The sequence below is a fragment of the Vibrio sp. GJ43-1 genome, assembly GCF_055808835.1.
The window spans coordinates 678,426-699,452 of the sequence record NZ_CM147884.1; the positions used below are offsets into that span (position 1 = coordinate 678,426).

At 45.8% G+C, this 21,027-nt stretch carries 12 protein-coding genes and 2 pseudogenes; 9 read left to right on the top strand and 5 right to left on the bottom strand.

The features are described from left to right. The first annotated feature begins 8 nt into the window (after window positions 1-8). The 6 genes and pseudogenes from mreD to tldD all read left to right on the top strand — a co-directional run bounded on the left by mreD (window position 9) and on the right by tldD (window position 8,788). Window positions 9-497, top strand: a complete 489-nt coding sequence (mreD, locus tag AC0L66_RS03255; protein WP_265676268.1) for a rod shape-determining protein MreD — start codon at window positions 9-11, stop codon at window positions 495-497. Further along, window positions 487-1,098, top strand: coding sequence for a Maf family protein (locus tag AC0L66_RS03260; protein ID WP_265676266.1), 612 nt, complete (start codon window positions 487-489; stop codon window positions 1,096-1,098). The genes mreD and AC0L66_RS03260 overlap by 11 nt, the downstream gene beginning before the upstream one ends. 17 nt (window positions 1,099-1,115) lie before the next feature. Next, complete coding sequence (rng, locus tag AC0L66_RS03265; RefSeq protein WP_265676264.1) at window positions 1,116-2,585, top strand: ribonuclease G; 1,470 nt, start codon at window positions 1,116-1,118, stop codon at window positions 2,583-2,585. A 10-nt stretch (window positions 2,586-2,595) separates the two neighbouring features. Beyond that, window positions 2,596-6,498, top strand: a pseudogene (locus tag AC0L66_RS03270) (YhdP family protein). 3 nt (window positions 6,499-6,501) lie between these two features. Then, window positions 6,502-7,335 (top strand): carbon-nitrogen hydrolase family protein, encoded by an 834-nt coding sequence (locus AC0L66_RS03275; protein WP_265676261.1) that lies wholly within the window; start codon window positions 6,502-6,504, stop codon window positions 7,333-7,335. A gap of 7 nt (window positions 7,336-7,342) precedes the next feature. Further along, window positions 7,343-8,788, top strand: coding sequence for a metalloprotease TldD (gene tldD / locus AC0L66_RS03280; protein ID WP_265676260.1), 1,446 nt, complete (start codon window positions 7,343-7,345; stop codon window positions 8,786-8,788). 125 nt (window positions 8,789-8,913) lie between these two features. On the opposite strand, the gene AC0L66_RS03285 is transcribed toward tldD, so the two are convergent. Beyond that, on the bottom strand, window positions 8,914-10,290 hold the full coding sequence (locus AC0L66_RS03285) for a PhoH family protein (RefSeq protein WP_473568374.1): 1,377 nt from the start codon (window positions 10,288-10,290) through the stop codon (window positions 8,914-8,916). 489 nt (window positions 10,291-10,779) lie between these two features. Here AC0L66_RS03285 and rapA point away from each other — a divergent pair. The 3 genes and pseudogenes from rapA to AC0L66_RS03300 all read left to right on the top strand — a co-directional run bounded on the left by rapA (window position 10,780) and on the right by AC0L66_RS03300 (window position 15,652). Further along, window positions 10,780-13,690: pseudogene (rapA, locus tag AC0L66_RS03290) on the top strand (RNA polymerase-associated protein RapA). Between the two features lie 149 nt (window positions 13,691-13,839). Next, window positions 13,840-14,577, top strand: a complete 738-nt coding sequence (locus tag AC0L66_RS03295) for an RluA family pseudouridine synthase (protein WP_473568376.1) — start codon at window positions 13,840-13,842, stop codon at window positions 14,575-14,577. A gap of 46 nt (window positions 14,578-14,623) precedes the next feature. After that, window positions 14,624-15,652, top strand: coding sequence for a D-2-hydroxyacid dehydrogenase (locus AC0L66_RS03300; RefSeq protein ID WP_265676254.1), 1,029 nt, complete (start codon window positions 14,624-14,626; stop codon window positions 15,650-15,652). A gap of 110 nt (window positions 15,653-15,762) precedes the next feature. On the opposite strand, the gene AC0L66_RS03305 is transcribed toward AC0L66_RS03300, so the two are convergent. The 4 genes from AC0L66_RS03305 to argR all read right to left on the bottom strand — a co-directional run bounded on the left by AC0L66_RS03305 (window position 15,763) and on the right by argR (window position 21,001). Beyond that, the gene (locus AC0L66_RS03305; RefSeq protein WP_265676253.1) at window positions 15,763-16,203 is read right to left on the bottom strand and encodes a universal stress protein; all 441 of its coding nucleotides are present in this window, start codon (window positions 16,201-16,203) and stop codon (window positions 15,763-15,765) included. Window positions 16,204-16,284: 81 nt separating this feature from the next. Then, window positions 16,285-18,864, bottom strand: coding sequence for a TRAP transporter permease (locus tag AC0L66_RS03310; protein WP_473568378.1), 2,580 nt, complete (start codon window positions 18,862-18,864; stop codon window positions 16,285-16,287). Between the two features lie 364 nt (window positions 18,865-19,228). Beyond that, window positions 19,229-20,197, bottom strand: a complete 969-nt coding sequence (locus tag AC0L66_RS03315; RefSeq protein ID WP_265676251.1) for a TAXI family TRAP transporter solute-binding subunit — start codon at window positions 20,195-20,197, stop codon at window positions 19,229-19,231. Window positions 20,198-20,530: 333 nt separating this feature from the next. Then, a complete protein-coding gene (gene argR, locus AC0L66_RS03320) occupies window positions 20,531-21,001 on the bottom strand; it encodes a transcriptional regulator ArgR (RefSeq protein ID WP_265676249.1) in 471 nt (156 codons plus the stop codon). Window positions 21,002-21,027 lie beyond the last annotated feature (26 nt).

A 21,027-nucleotide genomic window follows, 5' to 3' on the forward strand; every position in this document is an offset into this window, starting at 1 on the left:
AATAGACTATGACTAATCGTGGATTCCGCAGCCAGCTAGTAATTGGATTTTCATTGCTGGTGGCGCTTACCCTACAAACGATACCTTGGCCGGGCGTTCTCGACTTTATTCGACCGTCATGGCTGCTGTTAGTGATGTGTTATTGGGTGCTTGCTTTGCCGCATCGTATCAATGTCGGTACCGCGCTGTTTGTTGGACTGGTGTGGGACCTACTTGTGGGGTCGACACTTGGTATTCGTGGCATGATGATGTCCATCATTGTTTATGTGGTGGCACTTAATTTTCTTGTTTTAAGAAATATGGCGTTGTGGCAGCAGGCAACGGTAATTGGTTTGCTGTCTATGGGGCTAGAGGTTGCAATATTTTTCGGTGAGTATTTGATCCAAGACGTGACTTTTAATCCGATGTCGCTGTGGAGTGGACTGATTAACTGTATACTTTGGCCATGGCTGTTTATGTTGCTGCGTCGCATTAGAAGACATTGGCATGTCAGATAACTCAGAAGAGCATATCGCAATGAAACATAAGATCGTACTCGCTTCAACGTCACCGCGACGTAAAGAGTTGCTTAACCAATTGGGTTATGAATTTTCAACCATTAGCCCAGATATTGAAGAGCTTAAAGGCGAGCGAGAGAGCGCGGAAGCGTATGTTGAGCGCCTATCACTTGAAAAAGCACTGGCTGGTCTCAATGCGATTGAAGGTGGCGCTAATAATGACGCTATCGTGATTGGTTCTGATACCGTTGTTGTCCAAAACGGAAAGGTCTTAGAAAAGCCTATAGACTTTGACGATGCACAACGAATGTTGCAATTATTGGCGAACAATCAGCACCAAGTGATGACCGCAGTAAGCGTTGTCTCTACTGACAAACAAGCGTCTGTCGTTGTGAAAACGGACGTTTGGTTTAAACCACTAACTGAAAATGAAATACAACAATACTGGTTAAGTGGTGAGCCACAAGATAAAGCTGGCAGTTATGGAATTCAAGGACTCGGAGGACGTTTTGTCTCTCGTATCGAAGGAAGCTACTACGCGGTAGTAGGATTGCCACTCTATGAAACTGACCAGCTCTTGCAAGAATTTATAAATAATTAAAAAATTGAGGTGCGCTCATGAGTGCAGAGCTGTTGATAAATGTGACTCCAAGTGAAACAAGAGTCGCAATGATAGAAGGTGGAATTCTTCAGGAAGTTCACATTGAACGCGAAGCCAAGCGTGGCATTGTTGGCAATATCTATAAAGGCAAAGTCAGTCGAGTCTTGCCGGGGATGCAAGCTGCTTTTGTTGACATAGGTTTAGAAAAAGCTGCGTTTTTACACGCTTCAGATATTGTACCGCACACGGAGTGTGTGGCAGAAAATGAAAAGAAACAGTTTCAGGTTAGAGATATTTCTGAGCTGGTTCGTCAAGGGCAAGACATTGTTGTTCAGGTGGTGAAAGATCCACTTGGCACTAAGGGTGCTCGTTTAACTACGGACATCACTTTGCCTTCTCGTTATCTTGTCTTTATGCCCGGCGCAAGTCATGTCGGTGTTTCTCAACGCATTGAAAGTGAAAAAGAAAGAAATCGCCTTAAGAGAGTGGTGGCGGACTATTGTGATGAGAATGGCGGCTTTATTATTCGTACTGCAGCAGAAGGTGCGAATGAAACAGAATTGGCGCAAGACGCTCAGTTTCTCAAGCGCTTATGGCTCAAAATCAATGAACGACGAACTAAATATAAAACACGTTCTACCTTATACGGTGAGCTTGGTTTAGCCCACCGAATCTTACGTGATTTTGTTGGCACTGAATTGACCCGAATTCAGGTCGACTCTCGCCTTGTTTATGAAAGCTTGAAAGAGTTTACTCGTGAATTTGTACCAGAGTTGGAATGTCTACTCGAGCTCTATGAAGGTGACAAACCAATCTTTGATATGTACGACACGGAAAACGAGATTCAACGCTCCCTAGAGCGCAAGGTGAACCTCAAATCCGGTGGTTACTTGATCATTGACCAGACGGAAGCAATGACAACCGTTGATATTAATACTGGTGCGTTTGTCGGGCGTCGAAATTTAGAAGACACCATATTTAATACCAATGTGGAAGCGACTCAAGCCATCGCTCGGCAATTAAGGTTGCGCAATCTAGGCGGAATTATCATCATTGATTTTATCGATATGATGGTTGAAGAGCATCGCCAGCGCGTACTCACTTCACTTGAGGCTGCCTTAGCTAAGGACCGAGTCAAAACCAACATTAATGGCTTTACTCAGCTTGGTTTAGTTGAGATGACACGTAAAAGAACACGTGAAAGTATTGAACATGTTCTTTGTAGTGGTTGTCCAACTTGTGAAAGCCGTGGTTCGGTGAAGACGGTAGAAACGGTGTGTTATGAGATCCTTCGCGAGATTACTCGTGTCAACCGAGCTTATGATGCTGACAAGTTTGTCGCTTATGCATCTCCAGCCGTAGCCGAAGCGCTAGAGGGGGATGAGTCTCATGCGTTGGCTGAGCTTGAAGTCTTCATTGGTAAACAGGTTCGTATTCAAGCGGAACCTTTGTATATTCAAGAACAATTTGATGTTGTTATGATGTGATGAGTAGTGTGTGAGCCCTCGCGTTAATCAATTAGTACGTTTTTTCCTTTGGATATTGTTGACCGTGTTAGTGCTGCTTGCTACCACGGTCACAGTGTTGCGCGTCACTTTGCCTCAGCTTAATCGCATACAGCCCGAAATCGTTGCTTGGATCAATCAAGGAACAGGGTTCGATGTGTCGATCAGTGACGTTCGTGGTTTTTGGCGCAATACCCATCCTTCCATCTCCTTACAGGGGGTCGTGGTTGGTCTACCAAAAAATGAACAAAGTAAGTTTGAAGTTGCCAATCTGGAACTTGAGTTTGATTTGGTGCAAACGGTAATCCAGCGTCAGCCTGTTATTGCTGATATGTCGATTAACGGCATGATTCTAGATATTCGCACGGTCGATCTGCTTAAAGCGACAAGTAATAAAAGTGAGCTTAAGCCGCCAGCGAATAATGAGTCTGCTAAAAATGCTGAAGATATTATTAATCGACTAGATAATATTTTATTGCGACAACTTGATCGTTTCTCTGTCGTTGAGTCGACGATTTTCTATCAAGCCCTTTCGGGAGAGCCCCGCGAGCTAGACATTGCCAATTTGCAATGGCGAAACGAAAACGATCGCCATCTTGCACAAGGGACGGTATCCATTGCTGATGCCAATCTCGACTCATTGGAAGTACGTGCGGATTTTATTGATAACGGCAGTCTCAGTGATGTCACCGGTTCGTTTTACGTGACATTAGATAAAATGTCGGTGTCTCCATGGCTAACTGACGAAACCGCAAAAAAAACGGGGATAACTGGCGGGGATACTAGCCTTAGAGCTTGGTTGACCCTTGAAAAAAGCACCGCTAAAGACGCGTATGTTGAAGTATTACCTTCCGAATTGATGTGGGAAAAGGAGGGTGTTGAGAATCAGTTATTGCTTGAGTCGGCTCTGCTTCACCTTCATCCTTCGAAAACAGGCTGGCAAATTAATGCCCATGAAATTACTGCCAGAACGAATGATACCCCTTGGCCTGAATTGGATGTTGCCCTTGATTGGAATCGTCAAAATCAATGGCAGGTGAATCTGTCTCAGCTGGAGATTGACGCCCTAAAACCGCTGGCTTCCTTGGCTCCGGATGCGACGGTAACTGAATGGCTAGATAAACTAAATCCAGGCGGACGAATTGAAGACATTCGTATCGCACAGAAAGAAGGTCCGGGCTCGCTTCAATATTCAGCAAGCTTTGAGCAAATGTCGTTGTCGCAATGGGCATTATTGCCGGGATTTTCTCATGTGTCTGGCAGTGTGGCGGGCAACCTGAATAAAGCCAAAGCGACGGTGATGGTCATTGATGATAAATTCCCTTATGGCGATGTGTTTCAAGCTCCGTTGAATATTAAGCAGGGCTTAGTGGATATTCATTGGGAGAATCATGGCGATAAGGGCTGGTCACTATGGTCTGATAAAGTGACAGCCGCAACGGCTGATATTCAGGTGTTAGGCGCATTTCGACTCGACTTTCCTAAGGATAGTAGCCCATTTCTCTCATTTTATGCTGAGGCAGATCTTTATAACGCAGGCGAAACTTGGCGTTACCTTCCTACACTGGCTCTTGGTCAGAGTTTAACGGACTATTTATCTGCGGCTATTCAGGCTGGGCGCGTTAATACCGCGAAGCTGCTTTGGTACGGGCAACTGTCTGACTTCCCGTATCATGACAACAATGGCATGTTTCAAGCTTGGGTTGGCTTGCGTGATGCTAAGTTTAGTTTTGACACTAATTGGCCACCGCTGACTGATCTTCAATTGGATTTGTTGTTCCAAAATGAAGCTATGCACATTGACTCGAAAGCGGCGACGCTTATGGGGGTGAAAGGCAAGCGGATTACTGGTCGAATCCCTGAACTTCGAGGTGACGGGCATTTAGAAATTGAAGCGAAAGCGGCAGGAAGTGGTAGCGCTGTTCGTGACTACATGATGGCGACACCATTAGTTGGCTCTGTTGGCGCGGCGTTAACTGCGGTTCAAGTCAGTGGTGAAGTCGACGCAGATTTCCAGTTGTATATTCCGTTTTCAGGTGATACGACGCCGTCGAGAGCATGGGGTTTTGCCGAACTGAAAGATAACCATGTTGAAATCGATGCGCCGCCGATGACACTAGAGAAAGTGTCGGGCAGAATCGCATTCGATAACGATGTGGTGAATGCAAATGGACTATCCGCCACGCTACTCGACCAGCCAATAACCCTTGACTTTGATGGTCAAAATTCAGGTAAAGGGTATGGCGTGAATATTGATGCGATTGGCGATTGGACGATGGGGCCGTTGGAACCATATGTGGGTGAGCGTTTTGTCAGCGGCCTAAGGGGGCACGCGCCTTGGAGCCTAGATGTTGACCTACAGCTCAATGATGTTGGCTTTACCTACCAGTTAGACTTAAATGCCAATTTGGTGACGCTCGCCAGTGACTATCCTTACCCATTAAAAAAAGCATTTGGTGAGGCAGGGAAAGCTAGGTTACAGGCTTCTGGTAATCAACAAGCGATCTCGGCTCGATTGCAGCTCCCCGCTGTGAAATATCAAACTGAAATTGATATCACAAAAGAAACGCCTGTATTGAAAGCGACCAACTTAGTGTTGGGCAAAGGTGGTTTTAAAATTAGTCCTATAGTGGGACATGACTTTCAAGTTCGCTCCGATCGGTTCAGCTTTGATGAGTGGAGCGCTCTCGCGAAACAGCCCCAAGCTCTAAAAAGGCTCTGTTGGATGACTTGAATACCCCAACCATTCCGCTGCCTACGCGGGTTTATATTGAAGCAAAAGAGCTGACGCTCGCGGGAATCGAGTGGCATGACGTCGACTTTAATGCCCGCCATAAGCAAGGTGGTTGGCAGTTTGAACTGGATAGCCAAGAGGCGAAAGGACAGGCTAATTACAGTGATGATAACGAACTTTATGTAGCGTTAAAACGATTGCACATTTACTTACCCTCGTTAAATGAAACGTCTGATAAAGATGAGCCGATCATATTGCAAGAGGACTTGTCAGCGCCATTAGTGAGTGAGTTTGATCGTAATTTCTTTAACTTGTTGCCTGACAGTAAGCTTAAAATTGATGATTTTTGGTTCCAGGGTTATAAAGTCGGCAAGGTCGATATGGACGTGTCTCGCCAAGGAAGCAAGTTAGTTTGGAATAAGCTCAATCTTAGTAGTGGCAGCAATACTATCAATATAGATGGTGACTGGATGGTGGCTGGTCAGCAAAGTAGAAGTCACGTCAATCTTAGCGTTGAGGGTGAAAATAATAGCGATCTGATGGAACGCTTTGGAATTACTTCAGGGATACAACGAGCGCCTTTTGAGTTAAATTCCACCTTGTCATGGGATGGCGCGCCTTGGTCAATGCGAGTCGATACTGTGAATGGCGAGATTAATACTGAGTTGGGTAAAGGGGTGATTTCGGATGTCAGTGGCGCGGCGCGTTTATTGGGGCTATTTAGCTTGGACTCCATCATTCGTAAGATGCAGCTAGACTTTACTGATGTCTTTGATAAAGGGATGGCGTTTAACTCCATAACCTAGTAGTGGCAAGATACGTGATGGTATTTTTGTTACCAATGACATTGAGATGGACGCCGTTGCGGGTGACATGAAAATAAAAGGCTTAGCAGATTTATCGGCTCAAACGGTGGATGCTGAAGTCAACTTTACCCCTGATATGACATCAGGGATCCCGATTATTACCGCATTTGCCGTGACACCACAAACGGCATTGGTGGTATTGGCTGTGACCACAGTAATTTCACCTGTGGTTGAAGTTGTCACTCAGGTGAATTACTCAGTGAAAGGAAAGCTCGATTCACCCGTCGTGAGTGAGATATCGAGAAGTAAGGGGGAATACACACTCCCTGATAACTTAAAAAAGGAGCAAAAGTAATCCATGAGCAAGGAACGCTTCGGTATTATTCAAATGACTTCTGGCCCAGATCCTAAGCAGAATTTAGCCTTTATAGATAAGCAAGTTCAATTTCTTGCCAACAAAGGGGCGACGTGGATTCTCACGCCAGAAAATTCATTAGTATTTGGTAAAAAAGAAGAGTATCACCACCATGCTGAATCGCTTGGAGAGGGGGAGTTACAACGGCAGTTAGCGGCAGTAGCAAAAGCCAATAAAGTGAATTTAATTGTGGGTAGCTTTCCCATTCGACGCTCTGACACAGAAGTTACAACGACGACATTGGTGTATGACTGTAACGGGCAGCGACTAAATCACTATGATAAGCTGCACATGTTTGATGTCGATGTTGATGATGGATTTCAGCGATATAGAGAGTCTGAGACATTCAAGCCCGGCAACAGCCTAGCCATGGTGCCTGTGAATTTTGGCGCAATAGGCCTGACAATTTGCTATGACTTGCGTTTTCCTCATCTCTATAGTGCATTGCGAGCACAAGGTGCCACTGTTCTTGTCGTCCCTGCCGCATTTACCGCGGTGACGGGGCAGGCTCATTGGGAAGTGTTGCTGCGAGCGCGAGCCATCGAAAACCAATGTTGGATTGTCGCAGCGAATCAGTGCGGTACACACCCTTGTGGGCGTGAAACTTGGGGCCACTCGATGGTGATTTCTCCATGGGGAGAAATACAAGGTCAACTTGAGGGTCAGGTTGGTACCATCATTGCCGATTTAAATTTTGATGTTGTTAATGAAGTCAGGCAAACCATGCCTGTTGCGAAACATATTCGCTTCGAACAACACCTACACTCATTACCATAATAAGAGTATGAATATGGAACGCATAGAAGATGCGCTACTTGGACCAACCGGTCTTACAGAGCAAGATATCGAAGCTACACTAGCCAGCATTGCGACTCGCCAGATCGACTATGCGGATATTTATTTTCAGTCTAGCTGGCATGAATCTCTTGTCCTTGAAGACAGCATTATTAAAGATGGTTCGTTTAATATCGACCGTGGTGTTGGTGTTCGTGCTGTTACCGGAGAAAAAACGGGTTTTGCCTATTCTGACCAATTGACCCTCGATGGGTTAAAGCAAAGTGCGATGGCGGCTCGTGGTATTGCTCAGCAAGGGAAAAGCGCGTCCGTTAAGGCGCTAACTCGTCGTGATAATCAAATGTATTACGCCGCGGTTAACCCATTAGAAAGCTGGGAAAAACAGCAAAAAACAGAGCTGTTAAAAGAGTTGGATGCTTACATCCGTACTAAAGAGCCGCTGGTTAGTGAAGTGTCGGTTAGCTTAAGTGGTGTCTATGAGCAGATGTTGGTTGCAGCAACGGATGGGACATTAGCGGGCGATGTGAGACCTTTGGTTCGCTTGTCTATCAGTGTGTTGGCTCAAAAAGGCGATCGCCGAGAGCGTGGTAGTGCTGGTGGTGGTGGTCGTTACGGTTATGACTTTTTTATCTCAGATGAAAATGGCAGACAAGTCGCTTATCACTATGCCGATGAAGCTATCCGTCAGGCGCTAGTTAACCTAGAAGCGATTGATGCTCCAGCTGGCACCATGCCAGTGGTATTGGGATCAGGTTGGCCAGGTGTCTTATTGCATGAAGCGGTGGGTCATGGCTTAGAAGGGGACTTTAACCGCAAAGAGTCATCGGTTTTCTCGGGTAAACTGGGTCAGCAAGTGACCTCTAAGCTTTGCACCATAGTTGATGATGGTACGCTTAAAGATTTGCGTGGTTCACTCAATGTGGATGACGAAGGGGTACACGGTCAGTACAACACCTTAATCGAAAATGGTGTGTTAAAAGGCTACATGCAAGATAAGTTGAATGCACGCTTAATGGGTGTGAATCCAACGGGTAATGCCCGCCGAGAATCTTACGCTCATTTACCTATGCCGCGCATGACGAATACTTACATGTTACCAGGGCAACATACACCGGAAGAAATCATTTCGACAGTGAAAAAGGGTCTATACGCGCCTAACTTTGGTGGTGGCCAGGTCGATATCACATCGGGTAAGTTTGTATTCTCTGCCTCTGAGGCATACTTGATTGAGGATGGTAAAATTACCACTCCAGTGAAAGGGGCAACCTTGATCGGTTCTGGTATTGAAGCGATGCAACAGGTGTCGATGGTAGGTAATGATCTAAGCCTAGACCGAGGCGTTGGCGTGTGTGGTAAGGCAGGCCAAAGCGTGCCTGTTGGTGTGGGTCAGCCAAGTCTGAAAATCGATGCGCTTACCGTAGGCGGCACAGACTAAACTTATGTGAAGTCACGACAACGCCTTTGGGCGCTTAGTGATAAGATCTTGAAAATCGCGGCTAAATGCCGCGATTTTTATTGAAGTTGGCTTAATAATAGACACTATCCTGCAGGGCCCAGGACCTACAAATTCTCTTCCGCATATTCAGCCAGTCGGCTTCGAACCACACCATTTAAATGTATATTGGCGCTACCTGAAAAGTTTTTGAATCGTTCTACCATGTAGGTAAGCCCTGAAGTGACAGGGGTAAGGTAATGAGAGTCTATTTGCGCAAGGTTGCCCGAGCAGACGATTTTTGTTCCTTCGCCACAACGAGTGATGATGGTTTTAATTTGCGATGCTGTAAGGTTTTGGCACTCGTCGAGCAACACAAAGGCATTTTGTATCGAGCGCCCACGCATAAAGTTAATCGATTTAAATTGAATGTTAGCTTTATCGCAAATGTATTTTAATGATCCTTCAGTGCAGTGATCATGCTTATGCAGCGCTTCTAACGTATCCGTAATCGCGGCCAACCAAGGCATCATTTTTTCTTCTTCGCTCCCAGGAAGAAAGCCTATCGACTCGCCGATATCTGGCGTGTTACGTGTCACGATGATTTTATCAAACATGTTTTTTTCGATAGTCATTTCAAGCGCAGCAGCCATCGCGAGCAGTGTTTTACCGCTCCCTGCCGCGCCAGTTAAAATAACGAGATCGATATCAGGGTCAAGCAAGGCATCCATTGCCATTCCCTGATAAGTGTTTTTCGGGCGAATCCCCCAAGCTTGGCGAGACAGCAAGCGCTCATGACTGAGGTCTTTAATCGTGATGTCTCCCTCATGAATATCCGCGACCCTACCAGCAAAGTCACTCTCTTCATCAACCAGATATTGATTCACATATGAAGGGGCGATAGCATCTCTATTTATCGTATGGAAGGTGTTGCTGCCAAGTACACTGGTCTCTACGTTTTCAATGCCATCCCAAAAATCGCCCGGTATTTTTTGAAAGCCTTTGGTTAGGTATTCCACGTCATCAATGAGCTGATCGGTACGATAGTCTTCGACAAACAGCACACCTGCGCCTTTGGCTCGCAGTCTCATGTTGATGTCTTTGGTGACTAGGATGATATCGCGCGGCGCGCGTTTATTTTGCAGATATAGAACCGCATTCAGGATACGGTTATCGCCTTCCTTGTCGGCAAATGCTTTGAAGGTTTCTTGCAGCATATAATCAGCCAGTATAGAGATGGTGCCTGTCGCTTGCTGCTCATGAGAGAAGGGGATCCCTTCAGATATTTCATCGGGCGTGGCGTCTTTAAATAGGTTTTCAAGCGCCCGAATAGCGACACGCGCGTCACGCGCAACGTCCCGTTTACTGTCTTTTATGCGGTCGAGCTCTTCTAATACCGTCATCGGAATGACGACGTCGTGTTCTTTAAATGAGTAAATGGCGAAGGGTTCGTGGAGGAGGATATTGGTATCGAGAACAAAAATTTTACGGTCAGTGTCGCCCATAGAGTCTCCTTGCCGCATTCCGCGGTTATCCTGGCAAGTTGCTCACAGCTGAGACGAATCAGGTTTTGGATCCTCGCTGGCTCGTCTGTGTACACGGTGAGTCAACTTTGGTTGCTTCAATCAAAACGAATAAGATTGAATGGCTTATCCTTGTATACGTTCACAAGCTCATGATGGTTTAACATCTTTGTAACGTTTACACTTTTAGTATAAGTGAAAATTCTCACCTTACCGTTAACAAATGCCACTATTTTTTTTCAGTTTTATGTCAACGTGACCAAAACAAAAAAAACTGAGGTTTTCCGTGCAATTGGCGTGACCTAAATCACGCCTTCAAGTAAGATGAGCGACCTTTCATCTAGTGGTAGGGATGCGCAATTTGTGTGTCATCATCTACTATTATTTGGGCGGAGTTGTGAGCTCAATAATGTCTCTGAGCTACCGCCAAATAACCGCAAAAGATATCGAAAAGAGTGAGGTATTCGTTCTATGACATTTGCTTTAGGGCAGCGCTGGATTAGCGATACGGAAAGTGATTTAGGTTTGGGTACGGTCGTCGCATTGGATGCGAGAACAGTATCATTGATGTTTGCTGCATCGGAAGAAAATCGTGTTTATGCACGTAGTGATGCACTCGGTAACCCGAGTCATTTTTAATGTCGGCGATGTTATAGATAGCCAAGAAGGCTGGTCTTTAGAGGTTGCGGATGTGTCGGAAGACCAAGGCGTTTTGACGTATATTGGTACGCGCCAAGACACGCAAGAACCAGACATGGCATTGCGTGAGATCTTTTTAAGCAACCATATTCGTTTTAACAAGCCACAAGATAAATTGTTCGCAGGGCAAATTGACCGCATGGACAACTTTGTGCTGCGTTATCGTGCACTGACTAATCAACATCAGCAGCATAAAAGCCCAATGCGTGGTCTTTGTGGTATGCGAGCTGGTTTAATTCCACACCAACTTTTCATCGCTCATGAAGTTGGGCGCCGTCATGCGCCTCGCGTATTGCTAGCTGATGAAGTCGGTCTAGGTAAAACGATTGAAGCGGGCATGATCATTCATCAGCAGGTGTTATCTGGCCGTGCTGAGCGTGTTCTTATTGTGGTCCCTGAAACATTGCAGCATCAATGGTTAGTTGAAATGATGCGCCGTTTTAATCTTCACTTTTCAATTTTTGATGAAGAGCGCTGTATTGAAGCGTACGCCGAGGCGGATAACCCATTTGATACCCAACAGTTTGTGCTGTGTTCATTGGATTTCTTGCGTAAGAGTCGCAAGCGCTTTGAGCAAGCCTTGGAAGGTGAGTGGGACCTATTGGTCGTCGATGAGGCGCACCATTTAGAGTGGAGCCAAGAAAAACCAAGTCGTCAGTATCAAGTTATCGAAGCATTAGCGGAAAAGACACCAGGTGTATTATTGCTGACTGCCACACCAGAGCAACTAGGACGTGAAAGCCACTTTGCTCGTTTACGCTTGTTAGATGCTGACCGTTTCTTTGATTATGACGCGTTTGTAAAAGAAGAAGATCAGTATGCTCCGGTTGCAGATGCGGTGACCGCTCTGTTCTCTGGTGAAAAATTGGCCAATGAAGCCAAGAATCAAATTACAGAATTGCTTTCAGAACAAGACGTAGAGCCTTTGTTTAACGTCTTAGAAAGTGGCGCGGATGATGATGAAAAAAGCACGGCACGTCAGGAACTGATTGATAACCTGATGGACCGACATGGCACGGGACGTGTACTGTTTAGAAATACGCGTGCGGCGATTAAAGGCTTTCCAACGCGTAATGTGAATTTGGTTCCGATGCCGATTCCGCAGCAATACACCACTTCAATGCGTGTATCTGGCATGATTGGTGGCAAAATGGCACCAGAAGCTCGCGCGATGAAGATGCTTTACCCAGAAGAGATCTTCCAAGAGTTTGAAGGTGAAGAGTCAAGTTGGTGGCAGTTCGACTCACGTGTGAATTGGTTGATTGAAAAAATCCAAGCAAAACGCAGTGAAAAGATTCTGGTTATCGCATCACGCTCAAGCACGGCTTTGCAGCTTGAACAGGCACTTCGTGAGCGAGAAGGCATTCGCGCGACTGTGTTCCATGAAGGCATGTCAATTCTTGAACGTGATAAAGCGGCGGCTTACTTTGCTCAAGAAGAGGGTGGCGCTCAGGTACTCATTTGTAGTGAAATTGGCTCCGAAGGTCGTAACTTCCAGTTTGCTAATCAACTGGTTATGTTTGATTTGCCATTTAACCCGGATTTGCTTGAGCAACGTATTGGCCGTTTAGACCGTATTGGGCAAAGTCGCGATATTGACGTGCACGTGCCTTACCTAGAGGGGACGTCTCAGGCGATCCTGGCGCGTTGGTTTGACGAAGGGTTGAACGCTTTTGCTGAAACCTGCCCAACGGGTCGAATGGTTTATGACCGTTATCAAGAGTCGATTGTGAATATGCTCGCCTCTGGTGATGTGACTGAATTGGACGAGGTTATTGAAGGTTCGCGTCAGTACAATCAAGAGCTGAAGCACGACTTAGAGCAAGGGCGTGACCGTTTATTAGAGATGCACTCTAATGGTGGGGAAGCGGCGCAAAAAATAGCGGATGATATTAAAGCGACCGATGGTGATACCAACCTCGTAACGTTCGCGTTAAGCTTATTTGATACCATTGGCTTGAACCAAGATGATAAAGGTGAAAATGCTTTGGTGGTGACGCCGTCTGAGCACATGATGGTACCGAGTTATCCTGGTTTGCCTTACGAAGGGGCAACCATTACCTTTGACCGCGATACCGCGCTTTCTCGTGAAGATATGAACTTCATCAGTTGGGAGCACCCAATGATTCAAGGCGGTATCGATCTGCTGATGAGTGAAGGCGTTGGTACGTGTGCCGTTTCATTGCTGAAGAACAAGGCGTTGCCTGTCGGAACTATTTTGCTTGAGTTGGTGTACGTGGTGGATGCGCAAGCGCCGAAACGTAGCGGTATTAGCCGATTCTTGCCACCAGAGCCGATTCGTTTGATGATTGATGGGCGAGGTAATGACTTGTCTGCTCAAGTAGAGTTTGAAGGCTTTAATCGTCAGCTAAGCCCTGTTAATCGTCACTTAGCGAGTAAGCTTGTGACATCGGTTCAAGGTGAAGTTGTACGTTTGATTGAAGCGGGCAATGCTGTCGTGGAGCCTAAGCTTACTCAAGCGAAAGAGCAAGCGCACAAGGCCATGTACTCTAGTCTCAATGGTGAACTGGAACGTCTTCAGGCATTGAAAGCGGTGAACCCAAATATTCGCGATGAAGAGATCGAGGCGATTGATACTCAGATTAAAGCGTTAGATGGTTATATCAATAACGCACAATTGCAATTGGATTCGCTACGTCTGATTGTCGTGAGCCATAACTAAGCTTGGCATGATAATAAAAAATGCAGCGTAGGCTGCATTTTTTGTTTCTGCGCTTTGCATAAGATAAAGACACACCACAAAGGGTTACCTTTATCTGTATTTAACCTCCTTTATATCTGTATTTAACCTCCTTTATATCGGTAAGCACTATGGCGATGTTAAGCTATACCCCACCCACTGACCCTTGGATTGATATCGTCTATGAAGACGAGGACATCCTGGCGGTAAATAAGCCCTCTGGATTGTTGTCAGTGCCAGGGAGAGCCGCAGAGCACTACGATAGTATGTGGAGCCAGCTGCGTGCTGAGTATCCGGAAATCCAAGTTGTACATCGGCTAGACATGTCCACATCGGGGTTGATGCTACTGGCAAAAAATAAGCCAGCAGAGTGTGCGATCAAGAAGCAATTTCAGTATCGACTGACCCATAAAATTTACTATGCGCGAGTATGGGGCACGCCTGAAACCAAAGAGGGGTTGATTGATGAACCTCTGATTTGCGATTGGCCGAATAGACCAAGGCAAAAAGTATGTTATCAAGACGGTAAGCCATCACAGACCTACTATCAGGTGGTGGCAGAAGAAGGGAAAACCAGCATTGTGCGCTTGTTTCCGATTACTGGTCGCTCTCATCAGTTACGTGTACATTTGTTGGCAATCGGGCATCCGATTGTGGGGGATGAGTTTTATGCGCATGATGAAGCAAAGCAGTATTCAGACACGTTGGCACTTCATGCTACGGAGCTTTCTTTTTATCATCCAGAAACGTTGGCGCTGAGTGCTATTTTTGTCCCGTGTGAGTTTTATCCGCAAGCGGAGCAAATGGTGATTGAACATTTTGACCCTGCGCCAGTTTTACCGGATTATAGAACTCTACCCAAATGTTGATTTGACCGGATTGAGACTATCGGTCAGTGCCAGTTAAGGATGCTCTATGACCGATACACATCACGATTTATCTAAACCACCGTCCTATGAAAAGTGTTTGAACTCGCACGAACCTAGTGCACCAACTGTCGTGTTTTTGGATCGAGATACTATCCCGTCTCATATTAAAATAGCGCCGTTATCATTTGAACATCAGTGGTTGAATTATCCCGACACCACGCCGTCGCAGATTGCAGAGCGGATCGTGGATGCAGATATTATCGTGACGAATAAAGTGGTACTAAGTGAAGAGGTGTTAGCGCAGGCAAGCAAGTTACGGCACATTGCAGTGACGGCAACGGGCGTTAATAATGTTGATCTTTCTTACTGCCAGTCTCGGAGTATCGCCGTTTCTAATATTCAAGGTTATGCGACTCAATCGGTTCCCGAACACGTGATAGGGCTATTGTTTGCTTTGTTTCGAAACATTAGCGCTTATCATAATGATATTGCTCAAGGTGAGTGGCAGAAACAGGGTAAGTTTTGTTTCTTTACGCACCCGATTCGAGACGTGGCTGGGTCAACCTTGGGTATTATCGGCTCAGGTACACTGGGACAAGCAACGGCCAAGCTGGCATCCGCGGTAGGGATGAAGGTGGTGTTTGCTGAGCGAAAAGGCGCATCGGAGGTTCGAGCGGGCTATCAGACGTTTGATAGCGTCCTTAAACAGTCTGATGCAGTGTGTTTGTTGTGTCCTTTGACAGAGTCCACTGTAAATCTGATTGATAAGCACGAACTCGAGTTAATGAAGCCAACGGCGGTGCTAATTAATACCGGACGGGGTGGTTTAGTCAATGAACACGCGTTAGTGGATGCGTTACGGCAAGGTGTGATTGCTGGGGCAGGCGTTGATGTTTTTATTCAAGAGCCAGCTCCAAAAGATAACCCTTTGATTATGAATCAAGACTTGCCGACATTGTTACTAACGCCTCATGTGGCATGGGGCAGCGACTCTTCGATACAAAAGCTCTGTAATATATTGGTTGATAACTTAGAGGCTTTTCAGCAGGGCTCAGAATTAAACCGAGTGGTGTGATTTATATCGTTTATGGGATGGTGACGAGTAAGGCTTAGTATAACGCTGCGATGCTTTAGCAATAAAAAAGGTAGCATATGCTACCTTTTTTATTGCTACTGATCTTAGGGTTAGTCTGTTTGTGGTTTGACGACCAATACGTTAATTGGGGAGTTTTGTACGACCTTACTCGCCACAGAGCCAAGCACCACTTTATCAATTTTTGAGCGTTTATGGCTTGGCATAACAATCAAGTCAGCGCCAAGGCGTTCGGCAAAGTCTAAGATAGTCGCGTAGGGTTTACCTTCGGCGACATGAACTTTAAAGATCACTTCGTCATCAATATGTTGATCAGCGAATGCTTTAAGTTGTGCTTTTACATCGCTTTTCATTTTAGCTGCGGCATCTTTAGGAAAGTATGTGGCGACCATCGACATGTGAATGCCTGGTAGTACATTCAGAAGGTGGATTTCCGCATTGGAATGTTTGGCGTGCCAAACCGCGATCTCTACAGCTTTATCGGAAAAGCCTTTATCATTTAGATCGACAGGAACAAGGATCTGTTTATACATGTGATTTCTCTTCTTAATTCACGCTAGGTGAGGTCGCTTTGTCCTTATTTAAGGCTCCCTACATTGGGAGCCTTATCTGTCTTACGCGCTTAACGCTTCCCTACGAGCACGACGTTTTTGATTCATAGCCATGGCTAAGAGTATGAGTAGCGCTGGGACAAACATCCACTCTTTCATTGGTCGTTCCGCATCTTGTATGATGGATTGGATTTCCCAATCAAAATCAAGTCCGGAAGCTTCCGCAGGACTACCAAACTCAACCATGTCGATAATCATTTTACCGTCATTTTCTGTGAGCATGAGTCCCATCGAGGCGATTCTATCTTCGGCTGTGGTAGCGCGGTCATCAAATGGTAGGCGAACCGTTTTTTCTACGGCTTTGCCATCAAAGGTTTCACCAGCTACTCGTAATTCGATGGATTGTCCAACATTTAGCTCTTTAGTGATTTGCGCTATCTCAATCCCGGGTGAAACAACTTTTGCTGGGTAAACCATGTCCCACCAAAAACCAGGTCGGAAGAAGGTAAAGGTGAGTACCAATAGTAATACCGTTTCCCACCACTTATTTTTGGTCAACCACCATCCTTGAGTCGCGGCAGAGAAAATAAGCATCGCGATGATGGATGAAATAACCGTGAGCGCGAGATGCCACCATGAATCTATACCCATCAACAGAAGCTGAGTATTAAAAATGAACATGAATGGCAAAATAGCGGTACGAATATCGTAGGTAAAGCCTTGTATACCGGTACGGATTGGGTCTGACTTAGCGATCGCAGCAGCGGCAAAAGCCGCGAGACCAACCGACGGGGTATCATCGGCCAAAATACCAAAGTAGAACACAAAGAGATGGACGGCAATAAGCGGAATAATTAGACCATGGGCCGCGCCTAAGGTGACAATCACCGGCGCCATCAGGGTTGATACCACGATGTAGTTGGCCGTGGTCGGTAAGCCCATACCGAGAATCAAGCTAATTACCGCGGTAAACAACAACATTAATATGATGCTACCACCGGAAATAAACTCAACGAAGTCGGTCATGACAAGGCCAATGCCGGTTAGAGTAACGACACCAACCACAATACCAGCAGCGGCTGTCGCGACACCGATACCAATCATGTTACGAGCACCAGATACCATGCTTTCGGCAAGGTCAACAAATCCGGCTTTTGCTTGTTGTACAACATCATCCGATTTGCTCATTATTGCGATCAGCGGACGTTGAGTAATCAAGATGAAAATCATGAACACTGTTGCCCAGAACGCGGATAAGCCTGGAGAGAATCGTTCAACAGTAAGGCACCATACTAGGACAACGATTGGCAGCAAAAAGTGCAAACCAGATTTAATGGTTGGTCCTGGGTCTGGGACTTCGGTTAACTCAGCGTCAATCTCCATCACACCTTCTTTAGCGTAACGGGCAGAAATTCTCAGCAAGCCAATATAAGAAGCAAGCAAGGCTACGCCAACAATCGGTGTTGCAGCATCACCAAATACCCCTTTAGTCCAACCAATCCCATAATAGACGGCGGCACTAATGACGCAAAGCCCTAAAATGGTGCCCGTAAATGATAATAGGCTTTGAACCAGCGTCGGGTTATGGCGGCGAGGTAGTCCTGTCATACCCGCTTTGCAGGCTTCTAAATGTACGATATAAATTAGGGCAATGTAGGAAATGAGCGCGGGAAGTAGTGCCGCCTTAATCACTTCTACATAGGAGATACCTACATATTCGACCATTAGGAATGCCGCCGCACCCATAATTGGTGGTGTTAGCTGGCCATTGGTGGAAGCGGCAACTTCAACAGCGCCGGCTTTGGTTCCCGGGAAACCCACCCGTTTCATGAGCGGAATAGTAAACGTACCTGTGGTCACCACGTTGGCGATGGATGAACCAGAGACCAGTCCAGATAGACCAGAAGCGACAACCGCCGCTTTTGCTGGTCCACCACGCATATGCCCAAGCAAAGAGAATGCAACTTTAATGAAGTAAGCACCAGCACCAGCTCGTTCTAGCATCGCGCCAAAGAGTACAAACAAGAAAACAAACGAGGTGGATACGCCTAGAGCGACACCGAATACCCCTTCAGTGGTCAGCCAAAGGTGTGACATGGCTTTGTTTAAACTTGCCCCTTTATGTGCGATGACGTCAGGCATATAAGGACCACCAAAGGTGTACAGCAGAAAGACTGCCGCAACAACCATGAGCGGAGGACCTAATGCGCGTCGTGTCGCCTCAAGGAGTAAGATCATCCCAGTGACAGCTGCGACAATATCCATGGTCGTAGGTGCACCAGAACGTTCGGCGAGTTGGGTGTAAAAGAGAAAGATATAGGCGGCAGAAAAGCTGCCCAACAATGCTAATACCCAGTCTATCGCTGGAATTCGGTCTCTTGGGGAGGATTTCATCGCTGGATAAGCGGTGAAAGCTAAGAAAATAGCGAACGTTAAATGGATTGAACGCGCTTCAGTGTCATTGAGAACGGCAAAATTAAAAATAAATGGTAGCGGAGAAGCATACCAAAGTTGAAATAGCGACCAACACAAAGGTACAAACCAGAGGATCTTCGCTGGTATTCCTTGTGGGCTTCGTGCTCCAGTATCGGCTTGCGCGACCATTTCTTGCACATCTTGCGACGGTTGTGATGTCTGCGTCATGTACTTTATCCTTTATTATTCATGGTCCAATGTTTCCCAACAACGGATTATCCCTTTTTACTTGTAGCGGTGGTGAGTCGGTGCGCTTTTTACTATCCCATCGTTTCTTATGTCGATTGAGATCTCGTGAGCATGACCAACTTGTCTCTGCAAGTCATTTAGGTATAGAGCCCTATTTCGCCTCTAAACAGTGTAGTCAAAGGATACGAAGGTGTGGCTGTTGTTGTGTATATTTGGCTAGAAAGTAGTGGGCTGTGAACGTTGAGCCCAATTAGCCAAACCAGATAAGACATCTGGTTTCATTTATTTTGAGTAATGGTATTTAAGAAAACAGTAGGGAAGCGATGCTTCCCTACTTGGCGTATTACTTAAGAAGACCGACTTCTTTGTAGTACTTTTCAGCACCTGGGTGAAGAGGGATTGAAAGCCCTGCTTTAACCATGTCTTCTTTTTTCAAGTTTGCAAAGGCTGGGTGCAAGCGCTTGAAGGTGTCAAAGTTTTCAAAGACAGCTTTTGCAACATTGTAAGCTACTTCGTCAGACACGTCTGATGTTGTCACCATAGTTGCGGCTACACCGAAGCTCTTCACATCTTGATCAGAACCGCGATACATACCTGCTGGAACCGAGCTGTATGCGTAGTATGGGTTGGCAGAAACGATTTCGTCGACTTCAACACCTGTTGCTGGGATCAAACGAGCATCACAAGATGTGGTGGCTTCTTTGATTGATCCGTTTGGATGACCGACGACATAAACAAATGCGTCAATTTTGTTGTCACACAGAGCTTGTGAACGCTCAGAGCCTTTTAGCTCTGAAGCCAGTTTAAAGTCACTGTTTGTCCAACCCATGGCATCCATGACCACGCCCATTGTTGCACGGTCACCAGAACCCGGGTTACCAATGTTGACTCGCTTGCCTTTTAGATCGCTAACATTTTCAATGCCAGAGTCGGCGCGAGCAATGATATTGAAAGGTTCTGTGTGTAGAGAGAACATAGCACGAAGTTTTTTGTAAGGACCTTGGTCTTCAAATTTGCTCGTACCATTATAGCCATGATATTGCCAATCTGATTGAACAACACCAAAGTCTAGCTCACCAGCACGCATCGTGTTCACGTTGTAAATTGAACCGCCCGTTGACTCAACAGAACAACGAATGTTGTGATCTTTACGACCTTTATTGACCAGCTTACAAATTGCACCGCCAGTAGGGTAGTAAACCCCCGTTACTGAACCAGTACCAATAGTGATGAACTCTTGAGCATTAGCTGCGCCCGCGCCCATAACGGCAGCTGCAATAACGCCGATTTTGATAAGTTTCTTCAATGCCATGAATTTCCCTTCCTTTATTCATTACTAACCCTGAATAACTATAGTCGTCTTCAGAGGTTTCCTATGCGGAAACGGCATCTTTTTCAATCCGTTTGTTGAAAAAGTAGCGCAATCATACCAAATAATTTGGAAGAAAATTATCATATTGTTAATAAAAATAGGTGATTTATCTGTGCCAGAAGGTTGTAGGGGAGTTGGGTTGGAGTGGTATAGATTATTTAAAACAATAAGTTAAGTGTATTTTTGGGAGCGATGTTGGATTATTTAAGATGTGATGTGTATCACGAAACCCAGTGTTCCGTGACACATTATTCTGAATGTTACTGTTTGAAACTAGCCCGCGTATTCGAATAAATCGCAGACTGAGTCAAAGAGTTGTTCGGTGGTAATGTTGAGCGTAGGGGTGATAAAAATAGTATCGTCGCCTGCGACAACACCAAGAATGCCTTCCGCTTTACCAAGCGAGTCAAGTAGCCTTGCTATAAGCTGTGCTGCGCCAGGCCCGGTGTGAATGACAACAATCGCGTTGTTATGATCAATATCGAGTACAAGCTCGCGTAGTGAACTAGAAACGGTGGGTACCCCGAGTTCTGCGGGTAAGCAGTAGACCATTTCCATTTTGGCATTTCGCGTTCTCACTGCGCCGAATTTTGTTAGCATGCGTGACACTTTTGATTGGTTGATGTTTTCAAACCCTTCAATTTTTAGTGCATCAACGATCTCGCCTTGTGAGCCAAAGCGTTCTTCTTTTAGCAGTGCTTTAAATGCACGAACGAGATTGTCTTGTTTATCATTATTGCGCATAAACGCCTCTTAAATTGGTCCGACTT